The organism is Streptomyces sp. T12 (genome assembly GCF_028736035.1).
GTDB lineage: Bacteria > Actinomycetota > Actinomycetes > Streptomycetales > Streptomycetaceae > Streptomyces.
Genome location: NZ_CP117866.1, coordinates 6,746,928 through 6,763,632 on the forward strand (window position 1 = coordinate 6,746,928; position 16,705 = coordinate 6,763,632).

At 70.0% G+C, this 16,705-nt stretch carries 17 protein-coding genes; 10 read left to right on the forward strand and 7 right to left on the reverse strand.

The genetic code is table 11. From position 1 onward, the window contains the following. The first annotated feature begins 353 nt into the window (after window positions 1-353). On the forward strand, window positions 354-875 hold the full coding sequence (locus PBV52_RS30560; protein ID WP_274242714.1) for a hypothetical protein: 522 nt from the start codon (window positions 354-356) through the stop codon (window positions 873-875). Here PBV52_RS30560 and PBV52_RS30565 read toward each other — a convergent pair. After that, window positions 844-1,464, reverse strand: a complete 621-nt coding sequence (locus tag PBV52_RS30565; RefSeq protein WP_274242716.1) for a nucleoside triphosphate pyrophosphatase — start codon at window positions 1,462-1,464, stop codon at window positions 844-846. The two genes, PBV52_RS30560 and PBV52_RS30565, sit on opposite strands and share 32 nt — an antisense overlap. 31 nt (window positions 1,465-1,495) lie before the next feature. Further along, a complete protein-coding gene (gene mmpB / locus PBV52_RS30570; RefSeq protein ID WP_274242718.1) occupies window positions 1,496-1,624 on the reverse strand; it encodes a morphogenic membrane protein MmpB in 129 nt (42 codons plus the stop codon). 123 nt (window positions 1,625-1,747) lie between these two features. On the opposite strand from mmpB, the gene PBV52_RS30575 reads away from it, so the two are divergent. After that, a complete protein-coding gene (locus PBV52_RS30575) occupies window positions 1,748-2,902 on the forward strand; it encodes an SGNH/GDSL hydrolase family protein (RefSeq protein WP_274242720.1) in 1,155 nt (384 codons plus the stop codon). On the opposite strand, the gene PBV52_RS30580 is transcribed toward PBV52_RS30575, so the two are convergent. After that, window positions 2,899-3,108, reverse strand: a complete 210-nt coding sequence (locus tag PBV52_RS30580) for an acyl-CoA carboxylase epsilon subunit (RefSeq protein WP_274242721.1) — start codon at window positions 3,106-3,108, stop codon at window positions 2,899-2,901. The genes PBV52_RS30575 and PBV52_RS30580 overlap by 4 nt on opposite strands. A gap of 17 nt (window positions 3,109-3,125) precedes the next feature. Next, window positions 3,126-4,739: an acyl-CoA carboxylase subunit beta gene (locus PBV52_RS30585; RefSeq protein WP_274242723.1), complete on the reverse strand. Its 1,614-nt coding sequence runs from the start codon at window positions 4,737-4,739 to the stop codon at window positions 3,126-3,128. 110 nt (window positions 4,740-4,849) lie between these two features. On the opposite strand from PBV52_RS30585, the gene PBV52_RS30590 reads away from it, so the two are divergent. Beyond that, window positions 4,850-5,710, forward strand: coding sequence for a biotin--[acetyl-CoA-carboxylase] ligase (locus tag PBV52_RS30590; protein WP_274242724.1), 861 nt, complete (start codon window positions 4,850-4,852; stop codon window positions 5,708-5,710). Window positions 5,711-5,814: 104 nt separating this feature from the next. After that, window positions 5,815-6,945: an adenylate/guanylate cyclase domain-containing protein gene (locus tag PBV52_RS30595; protein ID WP_274242726.1), complete on the forward strand. Its 1,131-nt coding sequence runs from the start codon at window positions 5,815-5,817 to the stop codon at window positions 6,943-6,945. 18 nt (window positions 6,946-6,963) lie between these two features. Here PBV52_RS30595 and PBV52_RS30600 read toward each other — a convergent pair whose 3' ends face one another. Further along, on the reverse strand, window positions 6,964-7,587 hold the full coding sequence (locus PBV52_RS30600) for a hypothetical protein (RefSeq protein ID WP_274242727.1): 624 nt from the start codon (window positions 7,585-7,587) through the stop codon (window positions 6,964-6,966). 214 nt (window positions 7,588-7,801) lie between these two features. Between PBV52_RS30600 and PBV52_RS30605 the strand changes: the two genes are divergently transcribed. The 3 genes from PBV52_RS30605 (at window position 7,802) to hutH (ending at window position 11,760) form a co-directional block, all read left to right on the forward strand. Next, window positions 7,802-8,620, forward strand: a complete 819-nt coding sequence (locus PBV52_RS30605; RefSeq protein WP_274242728.1) for an enoyl-CoA hydratase/isomerase family protein — start codon at window positions 7,802-7,804, stop codon at window positions 8,618-8,620. Between the two features lie 155 nt (window positions 8,621-8,775). Continuing rightward, complete coding sequence (locus PBV52_RS30610; RefSeq protein ID WP_274242729.1) at window positions 8,776-9,924, forward strand: sensor domain-containing diguanylate cyclase; 1,149 nt, start codon at window positions 8,776-8,778, stop codon at window positions 9,922-9,924. A 297-nt stretch (window positions 9,925-10,221) separates the two neighbouring features. Further along, window positions 10,222-11,760: a histidine ammonia-lyase gene (gene hutH / locus PBV52_RS30615; RefSeq protein WP_274249696.1), complete on the forward strand. Its 1,539-nt coding sequence runs from the start codon at window positions 10,222-10,224 to the stop codon at window positions 11,758-11,760. A gap of 69 nt (window positions 11,761-11,829) precedes the next feature. Here hutH and PBV52_RS30620 read toward each other — a convergent pair whose 3' ends face one another. Then, the gene (locus PBV52_RS30620; protein WP_274242730.1) at window positions 11,830-12,594 is read right to left on the reverse strand and encodes a hypothetical protein; all 765 of its coding nucleotides are present in this window, start codon (window positions 12,592-12,594) and stop codon (window positions 11,830-11,832) included. Window positions 12,595-12,636: 42 nt separating this feature from the next. After that, a complete protein-coding gene (locus tag PBV52_RS30625; RefSeq protein WP_274242731.1) occupies window positions 12,637-12,975 on the reverse strand; it encodes an LAETG motif-containing sortase-dependent surface protein in 339 nt (112 codons plus the stop codon). Between the two features lie 148 nt (window positions 12,976-13,123). On the opposite strand from PBV52_RS30625, the gene PBV52_RS30630 reads away from it, so the two are divergent. From PBV52_RS30630 to PBV52_RS30640, 3 genes are all read left to right on the forward strand, one after another. Continuing rightward, entirely contained in the window at window positions 13,124-13,447 is a 324-nt protein-coding gene (locus PBV52_RS30630; RefSeq protein WP_274242732.1) for a hypothetical protein, read from the forward strand. A gap of 206 nt (window positions 13,448-13,653) precedes the next feature. Then, window positions 13,654-14,919 (forward strand): Ig-like domain-containing protein, encoded by a 1,266-nt coding sequence (locus tag PBV52_RS30635; protein ID WP_274242733.1) that lies wholly within the window; start codon window positions 13,654-13,656, stop codon window positions 14,917-14,919. A gap of 203 nt (window positions 14,920-15,122) precedes the next feature. Then, window positions 15,123-16,598, forward strand: a complete 1,476-nt coding sequence (locus PBV52_RS30640) for an ABC transporter permease (protein ID WP_274242734.1) — start codon at window positions 15,123-15,125, stop codon at window positions 16,596-16,598. Window positions 16,599-16,705 lie beyond the last annotated feature (107 nt).

Below are 16,705 nucleotides of genomic sequence, written 5' to 3' on the forward strand. Positions count from 1 at the left end.
CCCTCCTTGAAACAAGCCGAGTTTAGGGACTGCCGACACGCCACATCGACCCGTCCCCAGTGGTGAGCTTGCCCACACGGAGCGTGATTCCAGGCTCGCTCGACCTGCGAAATCCCATGTCGCGCCTCGGCACGCAGGTCTCTTCCCGGAAACCCTAGCCCTCCGCTGTGGTCAAGGTCTCTGTCATCACGTGCTGCGGGCCACTCGGTTTCTTTGTGGAATCCCTACGAATGGCCCAATGATTCTTTGCTGTCGCCCGAACCCTTGTCCCGGGGTTTACCCGTTAGTAGCGTTCGCGATGTCTCGTACGTACTTGGGGTAACAGCGCGGAGCTCGGAAGTGGGTGGGGACCGGTGGTACGCAGGCCGGTGGCGTGGGTGGTGGCGGTCGTGCTCTTCGTCGAGGGGCTCGGCGTCGCGGCGGTGCAGTGGTTCCTCGGCGTTGTCGTCGACCGGCAGGACATGTCCCTCGCGGGCCTGGACCCGGACGTGATGTCGATGTCCTCGAAGATCGGCGGCCTGGTCTTCGGCGCCTACTTCGCGCTGTGCGGGCTGGTCGCCCTGCTCGTGGCCGTGCGCGACCGCGCCCCGGCCGGCTTCGGGCGCATCCTGCTGATCAGCGCGGCCGTGGTGCACGGGCTGCTGGGCGCGTTCGCCTGGGGGCTGGTGGGCTGGACGGCGTTCCTGTTCATGGTCGTCGTACTCGGCCTGATAGTGCTGCTGTTGATGACGTACGACGCCCAGGGCACGCCCGCCTCCGAGGAGCCCGCCGGCGCCGCTCCCGACGGGGGCAAGGGCGGCGACGGCTCCCCGGTGGGCGGTTCCCCGGCCGGCGGTTCCCCGGTCACCCCTCCGCCGGCGCCCACAACTCCGTGATGCCGATGCCCAGTTGGCTCAGCAGCCGCCGTACCAGCGGCAGGCTGATGCCGATCACATTGCCGTGGTCGCCGTCGATGCCGTCGATGAACGGGGCCGAGCGGCCGTCCAGGGTGAACGCCCCGGCCACGTAGAGGGGTTCGCCGGAGGCGACGTACGCGGCGATCTCCTCGTCGGTCGGCTCGCCGAAGCGGATGACCGTGGAGGCGGTGGCCGAGGTGTACCGGCCGGTGACGGTGTCGTAGACGCAGTGGCCGGTCTGCAGTGTGCCCGCCCGGCCGCGCATCGACTTCCAGCGGGCGGTGGCCTCCTCGGCGTCGGCAGGCTTGCCCAGGGCCTCGCCGTCCAGGTCGAGGACCGAGTCGCAGCCGATCACGATCGCGCCCTTGACCTCCGGCTTCGCCGCCACGACGGAGGCCTTCGCCTCGGCCAGGGCCAGCGCCAGCTCGGCGGGGGTGGGCGCGGTGACGGCGTCCTCGTCGACGCCGCTCACGATGACCTCGGGGTCCAGCCCGGCCTGGCGGAGCAGGTTGAGCCGGGCGGGGGACTGGGAGGCGAGGACGAGTCGGCGGCGCGGCTGATCAGTCATGCGGTCAGCGTATCGGCGCGCCCGGCCGGGCTCACCTCAGCCCGAGCACGATCATCGTGAGCACCATGGCCAGCGCCATGAGAACGCCCAGCCGCCGCAACATCTCCTGCGTGTCGCGCAGTTCCTTGGGCGGCTCGTTCTCGGGGTCGGACCACAGCATGCCTTCCATCGTCGATCGGGAATCCGGGGCGGCGCCTGAGTACGCATACTCAACTTTTCCATAAACGGTGCTACGGTTCCATTAGCTAAAGGGTCTTCAGTTCTGTTTGGAGGATGTGCTGCCATGTTCACGGCTTCCTGGACCGCGTCACCTCAGCTGCCCAGCGAGGGCTTCACTCCCAACTGGTCCCGCGAGGGCTTCTGGCGCCAGTCACTGCGGCAGGTCGTACGGCTGTCCGCGGGTGGTGGGCGGGTGCGGGTGCGGCTCTCGCACGCCTACGGCACCTCGCCCGTGCGGGTCGCGGGCGCGAGCGTGGGGCGTACGGCCGTCGGAGCCGCCGTGGAGCCGGAGTCGCTCACGCGGCTCACCTTCGGGGGCGGCGGTGAGGCCGAGCTGCCGGCGCGTGGGGAGATCGTCAGCGACGAGGTCCGACTCGCCGTCGCCGCCGGGGAGTCGGTGACCGTCACCCTGTACTTCGACACCACCACCGGCCCCGCGACCTTCCACGCCCAGGCCTTCACGACCAGCTATCGGGGCGAGGGCGACCTGTCGGCCGACACCGGCGGCGAGGGCTTCGACGCGGTGAGCGAGTCCTGGTACTTCCTGGCGGGTGTGGAGGTCGACGCCGGCCGCACGGACGCCGTGGCGCTCTTCGGGGACTCGATCACGGACGGGTTCGGTTCCACGCCGGGGGCGGACCGCCGCTGGTCCGATGCCCTTGCCGCGCGCACGGGGCGGCCCGTTCTCAACGCGGGCATCGGCGGGAATCTGCTGCTCAACGACTCCGCGTGGTACGGCGAGAAGGGCGTCCGCCGGTTGCGCCGGGACGTCCTCGACCAGCCCGGCGTGGACACGCTCGTCGTGCTCCTCGGCCTCAACGACATCGGCTTCAGCGAGACGGACGAGCAGCCGACGTACCAGCCGGCGCCGGTGGTGGAGGCGGAGGAACTCATCGCCGGGCACCGGGAGTTGATACGGCAGGGCAGGGCGGCGGGGCTGAGGGTGATCGGTGCGACTCTGCTGCCGTTCGGGGGCTCGGACCACTGGGGTGAGCACGCGGCCAAGGTGAGTCACGAGCTGAACGAGTGGATCCGTCGCTCGGGGGAGCACGACGGGGAGTGCGACGGGGGGTACGGCGCGGTGGTGGACCTCAACCGGCTGCTGGCCGACCCCGCGGACCCCGACCGCCTGCACCCGTCGTACGACTTCGGCGATCACCTGCACCCCAATGACGCCGGGTACGCGGTGATGGCCGAAGTCGTGTCGACGATCCTCTAGCCGGGCCAGTAGGTACGCGCCCACGTCGACGGCCCCGGCTGCGGCAGCCGGCGTGCCGCGATGCGGGACGGGTCGGACCAGGAGTCGCGCGGGGCGGGCGCGCCGGACGGCGTGGCCGATGCCGCCGCGGCGCGGGCGCGGACCACCGCCAGTGCGGCGGCCAGCTCCTCCGGTGTCGGGTTGCCCCGTAGGACCTTGATGTTCATAGCGGCTCCCAGCAGGCCTAGAGGGGGATGTTGCCGTGCTTCTTCGGAGGCAGGGATTCCCGCTTGGTACGCAGCTGACGCAGGCCGCGTACGACATGGCGGCGGGTCTCGGACGGCATGATCACGGAGTCGATGTAGCCGCGCTCGGCCGCGATGTAGGGGTTGAGGAGGGTGTCCTCGTACTCCTGGATCAGCCGGGCGCGCACCGCCTCCAGATCCTCCCCGTTGGCCTCCGCCTCGGCGATGGTGCGCCGGTGCAGGATGTTGACCGCGCCCTGGGCGCCCATGACGGCGATCTGGGCGGTGGGCCAGGCGAGGTTGATGTCGGCGCCGAGGTGCTTGGAGCCCATGACGTCGTAGGCGCCGCCGAAGGCCTTGCGGGTGATGACCGTGATGAGCGGGACGGTGGCTTCCGCGTAGGCGTAGATCAGCTTGGCGCCGCGGCGGATGATGCCGTCGTGCTCCTGGTCGACGCCCGGGAGGAAGCCGGGGACGTCCACGAACGTGATGACCGGGACGTTGAAGGCGTCGCAGGTCCGCACGAAGCGGGCCGCCTTCTCGCTGGCCTGGATGTCGAGGCAGCCGGCGAACTGCATCGGCTGGTTGGCGACGATGCCGACCGGGCGACCCTCCACCCGGCCGAAGCCGGTGAGGATGTTCGGCGCGAACAGCGGCTGCGTCTCGAAGAACTCGGCGTCGTCCAGGATGTGTTCGATCACCGTGTGCATGTCGTACGGCTGGTTCGCGCTGTCCGGCACGATGCGATCCAGCTCGCGGTCCTCGTCGGTGACGGCGAGGTCCGCCTCCTCCGGGAAGGCCGGGGGCTCGGAGAGGTTGTTGGACGGCAGGTACGACAGCAGCTGCTTGACGTACTCGATGGCGTCCTTCTCGTCGCCGGCCATGTGGTGGGCCACGCCGGAGGCGGAGTTGTGGGTGCGGGCGCCGCCCAGCTCCTCGAAGCCGACGTCCTCGCCGGTGACCGTCTTGATGACGTCCGGGCCGGTGATGAACATGTGCGAGGTCTGGTCGACCATGATCGTGAAGTCGGTGATGGCGGGCGAGTAGACCGCACCGCCCGCACACGGGCCGACGACCAGGCTGATCTGCGGGATGACACCGGACGCGTGCGTGTTGCGGCGGAAGATCTCGCCGTACGCGCCCAGCGAGGCGACGCCCTCCTGGATGCGGGCGCCGCCGGAGTCGTTGATGCCGATGACCGGACAGCCGGTCTTCAGCGCGAAGTCCATGACCTTGACGATCTTCTGGCCGTAGACCTCGCCCAGCGCACCGCCGAAGACGGTGAAGTCCTGGGAGAACACGGCGACGGGGCGGCCGTCGACGGTGCCGTACCCGGTGACGACGCCGTCGCCGTACGGGCGGTTCTTCTCCAGACCGAAGTTGGTGGAGCGGTGCCGGGCGAACTCGTCGAGTTCGACGAAGGAGTCCTCGTCGAGGAGCAGGTCGATGCGCTCACGGGCCGTCAACTTGCCCTTGGCGTGCTGCTTTTCGACGGCGCGTGCGGAGCCGGCATGCGTCGCTTCCTCGATACGGCGCTGGAGATCCGCGAGCTTGCCCGCGGTGGTGTGGATGTCGATCCCTTGGATCTCGTGACGCTCTTCCGGCTCGGACATCGGGATTGCGCTCCCTGCCTGCTCAAAAGGGGGGACGGTTACTCATCCGTAGAGTAGTGGGGTGCCTACGAATCAGCAGTGCGGCGTTTGCCACACCTAGGGTGGCTTGCATGACGCCGCAAGATGCATCAGACGACAGCCGCTGGTCCGACCTGGAACGTCCGCCGCTCAACGCGGCCGCGCTGCGACGCGGGCTCGTGCGGGAGGGCGGGTTCTGGCGGGACGTGGAAGTGGTGCAGCGCACCGGCTCCACCAACACCGACCTGGTGGACCTGGCGACCGAGGGCAAGGCGGGCGAGGGCGCCGTCCTGGTCGCCGAGGAGCAGACGGCCGGCAAGGGCCGCCTCGACCGGCAGTGGACGGCACCGCCCCGCTCGGGGCTGTTCTTCTCCGTGCTGCTGAACCCGGCCGAGGTGCCGGCCGCCCGCTGGGGGTGGCTGCCGCTGCTCACCGGAGTCGCCGTGGCGACGGGGCTGTCGCGGGCCGCGGGCGTCGACACGGCACTCAAGTGGCCGAACGACCTGCTGGTGACCGTGGGCGGCGAGGAACGCAAGGCCGGCGGGATCCTGGCGGAGCGGGCCGGGAACGAAGGGGTCGTCGTCGGCGTCGGCATCAATGTCACGCTGCGTGAGGACGAGCTGCCGGTCCCCCAGGCGGGCTCGCTGGCACTCGCCGGAGCCGTGAGCACGGACCGGGATCCGCTGCTGCGGGGCATGCTGCGGTCGCTGGAGGAGTGGTACGGGCGCTGGCGGGCCGCGGCGGGGGACCCGGTGGTGAGCGGGCTGCAGGAGACGTACGCGGCGGGGTGCGCGACGCTGGGGAGGGTCGTGCGGGCCGAGTTGCCGGGGGATCGGTCGATCACGGGGGAGGCGGTCGCCATCGACGGGGACGGACGGCTGGTGCTGGCTACGGCGGAAGGGGTGCAGGAGCCCGTAGGGGCGGGGGACATCGTGCATCTGAGGCCGGCGTAGGTGCGGGTGGGGCTGTGCTCCTCTCGGGAGTGAGGTGGCCCACACCTGCCGTAAAGTGAAGGCCGGTCGATTACTGACCGCGGCAGATCGGAAGGGCAGCAGGCGTGACCGTCGACGACACGGGCTCCGGCACGGGCGCGGACGGCCGGGTGGACCCCCACGCCGCCGACCCCGGCGAGGATCCGCTCGCCCTGCGCCTCGAAGGCCTCATCCTCGGCGCCGAGCGGCGCTACACCCCGTTTCAGGCGGCCCGTAGCGCCGGAGTCTCCATGGAGCTGGCGTCCCGGTTCTGGCGGGCCATGGGGTTCGCCGACATCGGGCAGGCCAAGGCGCTGACCGAGGCCGACGTACTGGCGCTCAGGCGCCTCGCCGGTCTCGTCGAGGCGGGGCTGCTCAGCGAGGCCATGGCCGTACAGGTGGCCAGGTCCACCGGGCAGACCACGGCGCGGCTCGCCGAGTGGCAGATCGACTCGTTCCTGGAGGGGCTGACCGAGCCGCCGGAGCCGGGGATGACGCGCACCGAGGTGACGTACCCGATCATCGAGCTGCTCCTGCCCGAGCTGGAGGAGTTCCTCGTCTACGTCTGGCGCCGCCAGCTCGCCGCCTCGGCCGGCCGGGTCATCCAGGCCGCCGACGACGAGGAGATGGTCGACCGGCGCCTGGCCGTGGGCTTCGCGGACCTGGTCGGCTTCACGCGCCTGACCCGCCGGATGGAGGAGGAGGAACTCGGCGAACTCGTCGAGGCCTTCGAGACCACCGCGGCCGACCTGGTGGCCGCGCGCGGGGGGCGACTGATCAAGACCCTCGGCGACGAGGTCCTGTACGCGGCCGACGACGCGGGCGTCGCGGCGGAGATCGCCCTGCGGCTCATCGAGACGATGGCCCACGACGAGACGATGCCCGAGTTGCGCGTCGGCATCGCCTTCGGCACGGTGACCACCCGGATGGGCGATGTCTTCGGTACGACCGTGAACCTCGCCTCCCGGCTCACGTCGATAGCTCCGCGTGACGCCGTTCTCGTCGACAGCGCCTTTGCGGAGGATCTCATCCGAACGGGTGAAGCCCCTGCGTCGGAGGCGGAGGCCGCGGAGGCCGCGGCCGCGGCGGAGAAGGAGGGGGAGGAGCCGCCGGTGTACCGGTTTGCGCTGCAGCCGATGTGGCAGCGGCCGGTGCGGGGGCTTGGTGTGGTCGAGCCGTGGCTCTTGACGCGGAGGGCCTCCGGCGCGGGCGAGTGAGCGCCGTTGCGGGGCGTTTCAGTCGTCGGTGGTCAAGGGGTCCACGCACAGGCCGATGACTGGGACGCAGACGGTGTTGTCCTCGGGGTGATCCGGCTGTGGGGTCGGGGGATTCGTCGTGGGTCGGCTGGGGGGCGGAGTCGGCGCCGGTTGGGGTGCCTGGCTGGTCCCCGCTGGTGGGCGGTGCGTGGGGGTTGGCGCCGGTGCCTGGCCGTCGGCCGTCGTGCCGGGGCGTGGTGTCGCGGTCGTGTTCGTCGTGGGTACGACGATCGTGGTGGTCGTCGGTGTCGTGTCCAGGGCGCCCATGACGGAGGTCGCCGACGGGCTTGCCTTCGGGCCGGGGGTCGGGACGGTGGCGGCGGCGTTCGCCGAACGACCCGTGTCCGTCGCCGTGTCCGTGTCTGTGCCGGAGTCCGGGGTGGGTTCCGTCTCCGTTGCGCTGAGGCCGGTGACGTCCGAGTCGGGGGTCAGGCGTACGAGACTCAGTGCGCCCGCGGCCAGGGCCAGGCCTCCGGCCGCGAGGAGGACCTTGCGGGGGCGGGGGCGGCGGTGGCGGCCACGGGGGCCGAAGAGACGGGGGATGGTCTGTTCCGCCTCACCGCTCGCCCCGGTTTCCGCTGATGTCTCCGCCGTCACGCCCATCACGACCCCTCCCAACGCACTCGCGCCCCCAATGCGCCGTGGTGTCGCGCACGTTATGCGTAGTCGTGGGCGGTGGGACGGGAGTTGGGCGGGATGTCACTCGAACGGGGTGTCGGGACTCGGCTTGGGAACCGGTCGTCGGGCCTTTCCCCGGCGGGGTCCGGCTGCGATGATCGGGGCGAATGCTGTTAACCCGCGTTAACCGGAGGGTGTCATGAGTGAGGAGCGGTACGGGGAGTTCGTGCTGGTGCGGCGACACGGTGACGGGGGTGACGGGGGTGTCGGGCATGTCGCGGAGCTCGTCCTCGACCGGCCCAAGGCCATGAACGCCGTGTCGACGGAGATGGCCCGTTCGATCGCGGGGGCGTGCGCGGCGTTGGGTGCGGACCGTGACGTACGGGTGGTGGTGCTGACCTCGACGCATGAGCGGGCGTTCTGTGTCGGGGCGGATCTGAAGGAGCGGAATTCCTTCAGTGACGCGGATCTGGTGCGGCAGCGGCCCGTGGCGCGGGGGGCGTACACGGGGGTGCTGGAGTTGCCGGTGCCGACGATCGCGGCGGTGCACGGCTTCGCGCTGGGCGGTGGCTTCGAGCTGGCGCTGTCCTGCGATGTGATCGTGGCCGACCGTACGGCTGTGGTGGGGCTGCCCGAGGTGTCGGTCGGGGTGATTCCGGGGGGTGGCGGCACCCAGTTGCTGCCCCGGCGGGTGGGGGCCGCTCGGGCGGCGGAGCTGATCTTCACGGCGCGGCGGGTCGAGGCCGGTGAGGCCCGGGAGCTGGGGCTCGTGGACGTGCTGGTGGAGGAGGGGCGGGATCGGGAGGAGGCCCTGGCGCTGGGGGGCCGGATCGCCGTGAACTCGCCGGTGGGGCTGCGGGCGGCCAAGCGGGCGCTGCGGATGGGGCACGGGCTGGATCTGCGGGCCGGGCTGGAGGTCGAGGACGCGGCTTGGCGGGCGACGGCGTTCTCGGGAGACCGGGCGGAGGGGGTGGCGGCGTTCAACGAGAAGCGGCGGCCTGAGTGGCCGGGGGAGTGACGGGGTGCCCTTTGTGGGTGGGGAGGGGGGATCGCTGGATTGCTGAGGGGGAGGGGAGATCGCTGGTGGGGCGGGGTGAGGTGGAAATCGGCGGTGAGGGCCCCGTTCGCCACGCCAACGTCCCAAATCTGGGCAAAGCTACCTAGCCTGGAGTGATGGGTGAGGACAGACGGCTCGCGGCCGTAGTGGCGTTGGCGCAGGGGATGGCGGCGGCGCACACTCCGCGTGAGTCCTGGCGGGCGGCGGCGCTCGGGGCGTGCCGGGCGCTGGACGGGAGCTTTGCGGCGCTGTCGGTGTGGGAGCGGGAGCTCGGGCGGTTGCGGGTGCTCGTGAACGTGGGGGACCGGGCTCGGGGGGAGGAGGAGTTTCCGGGCGACGAGGCCTATCCCGTGCATCAGTTCCCGGAGATCACCGAGTTCCTGCACGAGCGGTGGGCCGCCGGTGGTGAGCCCAACGCCTGGGTGGAGACGGCCGACGGACCGTCCACCGGTCATCCCGGGTACTGCCATCAGCGGGTGGCCGCCCTGCGCCGGCGTGGGCGAGGGTGCTGTGTCGTGGCGCCGATCGTGCTGAACGGGCGTGCCTGGGGGGAGCTGTATGTCGCCCGTGCCGCCGGTGCGCCTGTCTTCGACCGTGGGGACGCCGACTTCGCGACCGTGCTGGCCTCCGTCGTGGCCGCCGGGATGGCGCAGTGCGAGCGGCTGGAGGAGGCTCGGCGGCTCGCCTTCACCGACGCGCTCACGGGGCTGGCCAATCGGCGTGCCGTCGATGTGCGGTTGGAGGAGGCCATTGAGCGGCATCGCGGCCACGGGGTTGTCGTGAGCCTCGTCGTCTGTGATCTCAATGGGCTCAAGCGTGTGAACGACACGCTGGGGCATGCCGTGGGGGACCGGCTTCTGGAGCGGTTCGGGTCGGTGCTGTCGCTGTGCGGCGCCATGTTGCCCGGGGCTCTCGCCGCCCGGCTCGGCGGTGACGAGTTCTGTCTGCTTGTCGTCGGGTCGCCCGTCGGCGATGTCGTGAAGGCTGCCGATGAATTGTGCCGTCGGGCTGCTGAGTTGGAGTTGGGGGAGGGGGTCGCGTGTGGGGTGGCGTCGACCGAGGATGCCGTCGGGCCGGTTCGCTCTGCGCGGCGGCTGTTTCGGCTTGCTGATGCGGCTCAGTACCAGGCGAAGGCGGTTCGGGCCGGCAAGCCTGTGGTCGCGGGGCGGGAGGGGCCGGACGATCCTGTGGTGCGGCTCGCTGACGCGGAGCCGGCGGGGGAGGGGGCCGTGGAGCGGCGGCGGTTCCGTGGCCGTGTGCCGTGACGGTGGCCGGGCGCTGCGGCGGGCCTGACGGGTTTCCTCGCCCCCGCCGCCCCTACCCGTCCCATCCTGAAGGGGCTGCCGCCCCTTCGACCCCGCCTCCTGGGGGCCTGCGGCCCCCAGACCCCCGCTTCGGCCCTGAACGGGCCTCGTCCTCAAACGCCGGACGGGCTGAGATTGCCTGGACCGGAGCTGAAAGGTGCCGGACGGGCTGGATGGTGCCGCCGACCCTGTAAGGGGCGTACCGCCCGCCCACTAGTGACATCTTCGTCTTCAATGCGTACGCTCCTGAATATGGATATGCACACTGTGGTGGTGGGGACGTCCGGGGTCACCGCGTCCGACGTCCTTGCCGTGGCGCGCGGTGGGGCGCGTGTCGAGTTGTCGGACGAGGCGCTCGCGGCGCTTGGCGCGGCGCGCGAGATCGTGGAGGCGTTGGCGGCCAAGCCCGAGCCGGTCTACGGCGTCTCCACCGGCTTCGGCGCCCTGGCGACCCGGCACATCAGCCAGGAGCTGCGGGCCCAGCTGCAGCGCAACATCGTGCGCTCGCACGCCGCCGGGATGGGGCCGCGGGTGGAGCGGGAGGTCGTACGGGCGCTGATGTTCCTGCGGCTCAAGACCGTCTGCTCGGGGCATACCGGTGTGCGGCCGGAGGTCGCCCAGACCATGGCCGACGTTCTCAACGCCGGGATCACGCCCGTCGTCCACGAATACGGTTCCCTCGGCTGCTCCGGTGATCTCGCTCCCCTTTCGCACTGCGCCCTCGCCCTTATGGGGGAAGGGGAGGCGGAAGGTCCGGACGGGAGCGTGCGGCCTGCTGGAGAACTGCTCGCCGCCCACGGCATCGCACCCGTCGAGCTGCGGGAGAAGGAGGGGCTCGCCCTCCTCAACGGCACCGACGGCATGCTCGGGATGCTGATCATGGCCCTCGCCGACCTCGACACCCTTTACAAGTCCGCCGACGTCACCGCCGCGCTGAGCCTTGAAGGGCTCCTCGGGACCGACAAGGTGCTCGCACCCGAGCTGCATGCCATTCGGCCGCATCCCGGTCAGGGCGCCTCCGCGGCCAACATGCTGGCCGTGCTGAAGGGTTCGGGGCTGACCGGGCATCACCAGGACGACGCGCCCCGCGTGCAGGACGCGTACTCGGTGCGGTGTGCTCCGCAGGTCGCCGGTGCCGGGCGGGACACCATGGCGCATGCGCGGCTCGTCGCCGAGCGGGAGCTGGCGTCGGCGGTCGACAATCCCGTCGTGCTGCCCGACGGGCGCGTCGAGTCCAACGGCAACTTCCACGGGGCGCCCGTCGCTTACGTGCTCGACTTCCTCGCCATCGCCGTCGCCGACCTCGCCTCCATCGCGGAGCGCCGTACCGACCGGCTGCTGGACAAGAACCGCAGCCATGGGCTGCCGCCGTTCCTGGCCGACGACGCGGGTGTCGACTCGGGGCTGATGATCGCCCAGTACACGCAGGCCGCCCTGGTGAGCGAGTTGAAGCGGCTGGCCGTGCCCGCGTCCGCCGACTCCATTCCCTCCTCCGCCATGCAGGAGGACCACGTCTCCATGGGCTGGTCCGCCGCCCGCAAGCTGCGTACGGCCGTCGACAACCTCACGCGTGTTCTGGCGGTTGAGCTGTACGCCGCCACCCGTGCCATCGAGCTGCGGGAGGGACTCGCGCCGGCGCCGGCCTCGCAGGCGGTCATCGACGCCGTACGGGCCGCCGGCGTCCAGGGTCCGGGGCCGGACCGGTTCCTGGCGCCCGACCTGGCCGCCGCCGACGCGTTCGTGCGGGGTGGGGAGCTGGTCGTGGCGGTGGAGAAGGTCACCGGGCCGCTCCAGTAATTCCAGTAATACCCGTAATGGAAGGGGGCCCTGTCGTACCTGCGACAGGGCCCCTGCGGCAAGGGCGGGTTACTTCAGCTTCGCGGCCTGCGCGTCGATGAGGGCGGCCGGGACGTCGTACGCCTTGTCCGTCATCATCAGACCGAGGTTCATCGTGTAGTACGTGGCGATGGTGCTGCCGTGCCGGACCGCCTCGACGTGCGTGGTGGCCACGTCGCCGTCCTCCATGTCGCTCACCGCGGTGAACGCCACCGACTCGTCACCGGCCCCGGACGCCTTCTCCGAGGTGATCTTGGTGACCTTCTGGTCCGTGCCCTGCATGGTGAGGGTGAAGCCCCCGGAGCAGCTCTTCACCGCGTCCGACACGGACTTGAAGGTCTCCTCGGCGCCGTCACCGTCGTACGAGGACAGTCCCACGACGGTCATGTCGAGGCTCAGCGCGTCCGCGAACGAGTCCTCGAACTCGCCCTCGGTCAGGTCCTCCAGGGACTTGGAGGCGGTGTCGGTGGGCTGCTTCTTGTCCTGCGTGGCCATGACGGCCGCGTTCGAGGCCGAGTCACCCGGCGCCAGGCCGCCCATGGCGTAGGCCAGCGGGACGCACTTCTCCTCGCTGCTCTTGATCTCGTCCTTGGACTTCGGCAGCTGCTTGCCGGAGGTGTTCACCTTGTATCCGTCGACATCGCTCTGGGCGATGATCGCCTTCTTCAACTCCGCGGAGCTCAGCGCCTTCGCGTCCGAACCGCCGGAGTCACCCCCGCAACCCGTGACAAGGGCGAGCGTCAGCGCACTCACGGCAACCGTGGCGGCTACACGCACGCCCGATGATCTCTTCATGGGCGGACTATGAAGCCCATGTGAAGGGAGAGTCAAGCGAATTCAAAATCCGAGACGCTCGCGGCGCACCGAGTAGGCGACGAAGCCCGCGCCCAGCGCCAGGAAGACGGTCCCGCCGACGATGTACGGCGTGGTGTCGAAGCTTCCGGTGTCGGCGAGCCGGGTGCTGTCCTCGGCGGTGTCGTCCGTGCTCTCGGACGCGGCCCGTGCCTGCTGGGTGACCTGCGTCGTCCGGGTCACGGAGGGGTCCGTTCTCGCCGGCTCGTCCCCCGTCGCGTTGGCGGAGGGCACGAACCACAGGGCGCCCAGCAGGGCCCCCGCGGCGGTGGCGGTCAGCAGCGATCGGCGTGCGGTGGACGACGATCGGTGAGCGGCGGACACGGAATATCGATCCCCTTGTGGCGCTGGCGAATTGGCCGTGTGGGGCGATGTTAGTGAAAGTCGCGGGTCACGGGAAAGTCACGGGGGAAATGAGCCGTACGCTCCGGGCATGAGTACACCAGAAACATCACGTTTTGTACGGCTTCGCGTGGAACTCGTCCTCGAAGTGGAGGACGAGGACGCCCTGACCAAGGCTGCGCTGCGGCGGATCGCCGCCGACGAGACCATGCCGGCCGACGAACGGGCCCACGCAGAAAGCGCTGTGACGGAAGACACGGCGGAAGCCCTCGCTTATCTCGTCGACCCGTTCGACCTGGTCAGCGAGGTACCGGGGGTCGAGCTCGCGCAAGCCTCCTGGTCCAGCGAGCGCATCGGCTACGACCCGGATTCGCCGGAGTGGGATCTCGACGACGATGATGTCGACGAGGACTTCGACGACGAAGATGCCGAAGGGGCCAAGAGGGTCGGCTGACGCGGCTTGGGGAAATCGTGACCCCGGGCGGCAACCGCCGTCCGGGGTTTCGTCGTCTCATGGGACGCACTGACCGACACCTGCATCACGCGCCCCGGCGGACGTGGTGTGCCCCACACATGCAAGGAATGTGGAACGGGACGAACCGGTCGTAGCGTTGAAGGTTCTTGACGGGGACTCTCGGGGTTTTTGGGGATTCGGCAACTATGGAGAAGCGTGTGATGACGAACAGTAAGCGGCGCAAGGGCCTGGCGGTCGCGTCCGCACTGCTCGGCGGTGTCCTGGTGCTCTCTGCCTGCTCCGGCGGTGACGACGACGCCTCCGGAAGCGGCGACGGCGACACCTCGCAGGCCAAGGTCGACGAGGCGGCCGCCAAGAAGACCTCCGAAGCCCAGATCAAGATCACGCCCGAGGACGGCACCGACAACGCCTCCATCAACAACTCCGCCGCCGTCACCGTGAGCAAGGGCACGCTCACCGAGGTGACGATGACGACCGCCGAGGGCGCCGCGGTCGAGGGCGCGATATCCGCCGACAAGACCAGCTGGAAGCCCAACGCCCAGCTGGAGCGCTCCACGACCTACAAGATCTCGGTGACGGCGAAGGACTCCAAGGGCCTGGAGGCCCACGAGAACGCCTCCTTCACCACGGTCTCCCCGAACAACAGCTTCCTCGGCTACTTCACGCCGGAGGACGGCTCCACCGTCGGCGTCGGTATGCCCGTGTCGATCAACTTCGACAAGTCGATCACCAACAAGGCGGACGTCCAGAAGGGCATCACCGTCTCCACCACCAGCGGCCAGGAAGTCGTCTGCCACTGGTTCAACGACACCCGCATGGACTGCCGGCCCGACGAGTACTGGCAGGAGGGCTCCACCGTCACCCTGAAGATGGCCCTGGACGGGGTCCAGGGCGCCGACGGTGTCTACGGCGTCCAGCAGAAGACGGTCACCTTCAAGATCGGCCGCAACCAGGTCACCTACGTCGACGCGAAGACCAAGCAGATGAAGGTCACGCAGGACGGCAAGACCATCAAGACCATCCCGATCTCCGCCGGCTCGCCCGAGAACAAGACGTACGAGGGCATCATGGTGATGTCGGAGATGTTCAAGGAGACGCGCATGAACGGCGCGACCGTGGGCTTCACCGACGACGACGGCAAGGGCGAGTACGACATCAAGGACGTGCCGCACGCCATCCGCCTCACCAACTCCGGCACCTTCGTGCACGGCAACTACTGGGGCGCCAAGTCCATCTTCGGCAGCGTGAACACCAGCCACGGCTGCGTGGGCCTGTCCGACACCAAGGGTGCCAACGACAAGGGCACGGCGGGCTACTGGTTCTACACCAACTCGATCGTCGGTGACGTCGTGATCGTCCAGAACACCGGCGACAAGACGGTCTCGCCGGACAACGGCCTCAACGGCTGGAACATGGACTGGGCACAGTGGAAGGCCGGTTCGGCCGTCTGACGGCCCTGCGGGTTCCTCCACGCGTAGCAGCAGCCGTACCGGCCGCCGTATAGCCGCCCATAGCCGCCGTACAGCTCCCGCACAGCTGGCCGATGCCGCCCTCAGGGGCGGCATCGGTGTTTCCGGGGGCGGTCTCAGCCTTCTCATCCTTCTCTTATTTCGGCCTTATCCAGTCATCACGCGCCGTACCTATCTTGCGGCGCATGTTCTTCACCTACCTGAGGCGCGAGCTGCGCCGCCGCAGAAAGGCGGCCCTCGTCGTCGCCTCCGGACTCGCGCTGGGCATCGCGCTGGTCATCGTGGTCAACTCCGTGTCCTCCGGCATGAGCAAGGCCCAGGACAAGGTCCTGCAGTCCCTGTACGGCCTGGGCACGGACATGACCGTCACCAAGGCCGCCGAGCCGACCGCGAACAGCTCCGAGCGGCCGCGCTTCCAGTTCGACGCGCAGGCGGACGGCTCCGACGAGGAGCAGTCCAGCGACCGTGTGATGGTCCAGGGTTTCCAGACGCTGGCGAGCTCGACCGTGGCCAAGGTCGGCTCGCAGAACGGTGTTTCGGACGCCGTCGGCGGGCTGAGCCTGCAGGTCATCAAGGTCAGCGGGGAGTTCACGCGGGGTGAGTTCCAGCAGGACCAGAACAGCGGGGGCCAGCAGGGCGGCGGTCCCGGGCAGCAGGGCGGTGGGGGCACCGGGCAGCCGCAGGGCGAAGTGCGCGGTGGCGGCGCCGACTTCGACGTCAACAACTACTCCGTCTACGGCGCCGACGTCACCAAGCCGGCGCTCGGCCCGCTGACCTCGTCGAAGATCACCAGCGGCCGTACGTTCAAGACGACGGAGACGAACGCCGAGGTCGTCGTCGCCGACACGTCGTACGCCAAGGAGAAGAAGCTCAAGGTCGGCTCCACGGTCACCGTCAAGGGCACCAAGTTCAAGGTGATCGGCATCGCCACGCCCGACAGCGGGGACGCGGCCGCCAACCTCTACATCCCGCTGAAGCAGGCGCAGACGCTCGCCGACGCGAAGGACAAGGTCACCACGATCTACGTCAAGGCGACCGACTCCCAGCAGATCGACTCCGTCAAGTCGACCATCCAGAAGAACATCTCCGGTACGACGGTGACGACCTCCGCGGACCTCGCGGACACGGTGTCCGGCTCCCTGTCGACGGCTTCGTCTCTCGCCACCAGCGTCGGCAAATGGCTGTCCATCGCCGTGCTGGTGGCGGCGTTCCTGGTGGCCGGGCTGCTGACCTCCTCGGCGGTGTCGCGCCGGGTGCGGGAGTTCGGCACGCTGAAGGCGCTGGGGTGGAAGTCGGGCCGGGTGACCCGGCAGGTGGTCGGCGAGGCGTTCGTCAACGGGCTGCTCGGCGGTGCGCTGGGTATCGCGGTCGGGCTCGCGGGGGCGTACGTCGTGACGGCGATCAGCCCGACGCTGCAGGCCCAGTTGGGCGGCGGTGGTGGCGGCATGGGAGGCGGCCCGGGAGGCGGTGGCTTCGGGGGTGGTCCTGGGCGGCAGACGGCGTCCACGACGCTCGACGTCGCGCTGACCGCGCCGGTCAGCCTGACGACGGTTGCCCTTGCGGTCGGGCTGGCGGTGACGGGTGGCCTGATCGCGGGCGCCTTCGGCGGCTGGCGGGCGTCTCGGCTCCGCCCGGCGGACGCACTGCGCCGCGTCGAGTAGCTGACGTGGGCTGCGGCTGGGCGGGGGTGGGCCGCGCAACCCGGCGCCGCGGGGTGCCGCCGCGCCCACCCGTGCCGCCCCAGCGGCACGACTGCCCGCAGCTAGGC

What these genes read in the sequence shown, in the direction of transcription:
- PBV52_RS30565 (WP_274242716.1), bottom strand. Translation starts at nt 1,464, where the DNA reads ATGACTGATCAGCCGCGCCGCCGACTCGTCCTCGCCTCCCAGTCCCCC.
- mmpB (WP_274242718.1), bottom strand. Translation starts at nt 1,624, where the DNA reads ATGCTGTGGTCCGACCCCGAGAACGAGCCGCCCAAGGAACTGCGCGAC.
- PBV52_RS30575 (WP_274242720.1), top strand. Translation starts at nt 1,748, where the DNA reads ATGTTCACGGCTTCCTGGACCGCGTCACCTCAGCTGCCCAGCGAGGGC.
- PBV52_RS30580 (WP_274242721.1), bottom strand. Translation starts at nt 3,108, where the DNA reads ATGAACATCAAGGTCCTACGGGGCAACCCGACACCGGAGGAGCTGGCC.
- PBV52_RS30585 (WP_274242723.1), bottom strand. Translation starts at nt 4,739, where the DNA reads ATGTCCGAGCCGGAAGAGCGTCACGAGATCCAAGGGATCGACATCCAC.
- PBV52_RS30590 (WP_274242724.1), top strand. Translation starts at nt 4,850, where the DNA reads ATGACGCCGCAAGATGCATCAGACGACAGCCGCTGGTCCGACCTGGAA.
- PBV52_RS30600 (WP_274242727.1), bottom strand. Translation starts at nt 7,587, where the DNA reads ATGGGCGTGACGGCGGAGACATCAGCGGAAACCGGGGCGAGCGGTGAG.
- PBV52_RS30605 (WP_274242728.1), top strand. Translation starts at nt 7,802, where the DNA reads ATGAGTGAGGAGCGGTACGGGGAGTTCGTGCTGGTGCGGCGACACGGT.
- PBV52_RS30610 (WP_274242729.1), top strand. Translation starts at nt 8,776, where the DNA reads ATGGGTGAGGACAGACGGCTCGCGGCCGTAGTGGCGTTGGCGCAGGGG.
- hutH (WP_274249696.1), top strand. Translation starts at nt 10,222, where the DNA reads ATGCACACTGTGGTGGTGGGGACGTCCGGGGTCACCGCGTCCGACGTC.
- PBV52_RS30620 (WP_274242730.1), bottom strand. Translation starts at nt 12,594, where the DNA reads ATGAAGAGATCATCGGGCGTGCGTGTAGCCGCCACGGTTGCCGTGAGT.
- PBV52_RS30635 (WP_274242733.1), top strand. Translation starts at nt 13,654, where the DNA reads ATGGAGAAGCGTGTGATGACGAACAGTAAGCGGCGCAAGGGCCTGGCG.
- PBV52_RS30640 (WP_274242734.1), top strand. Translation starts at nt 15,123, where the DNA reads ATGTTCTTCACCTACCTGAGGCGCGAGCTGCGCCGCCGCAGAAAGGCG.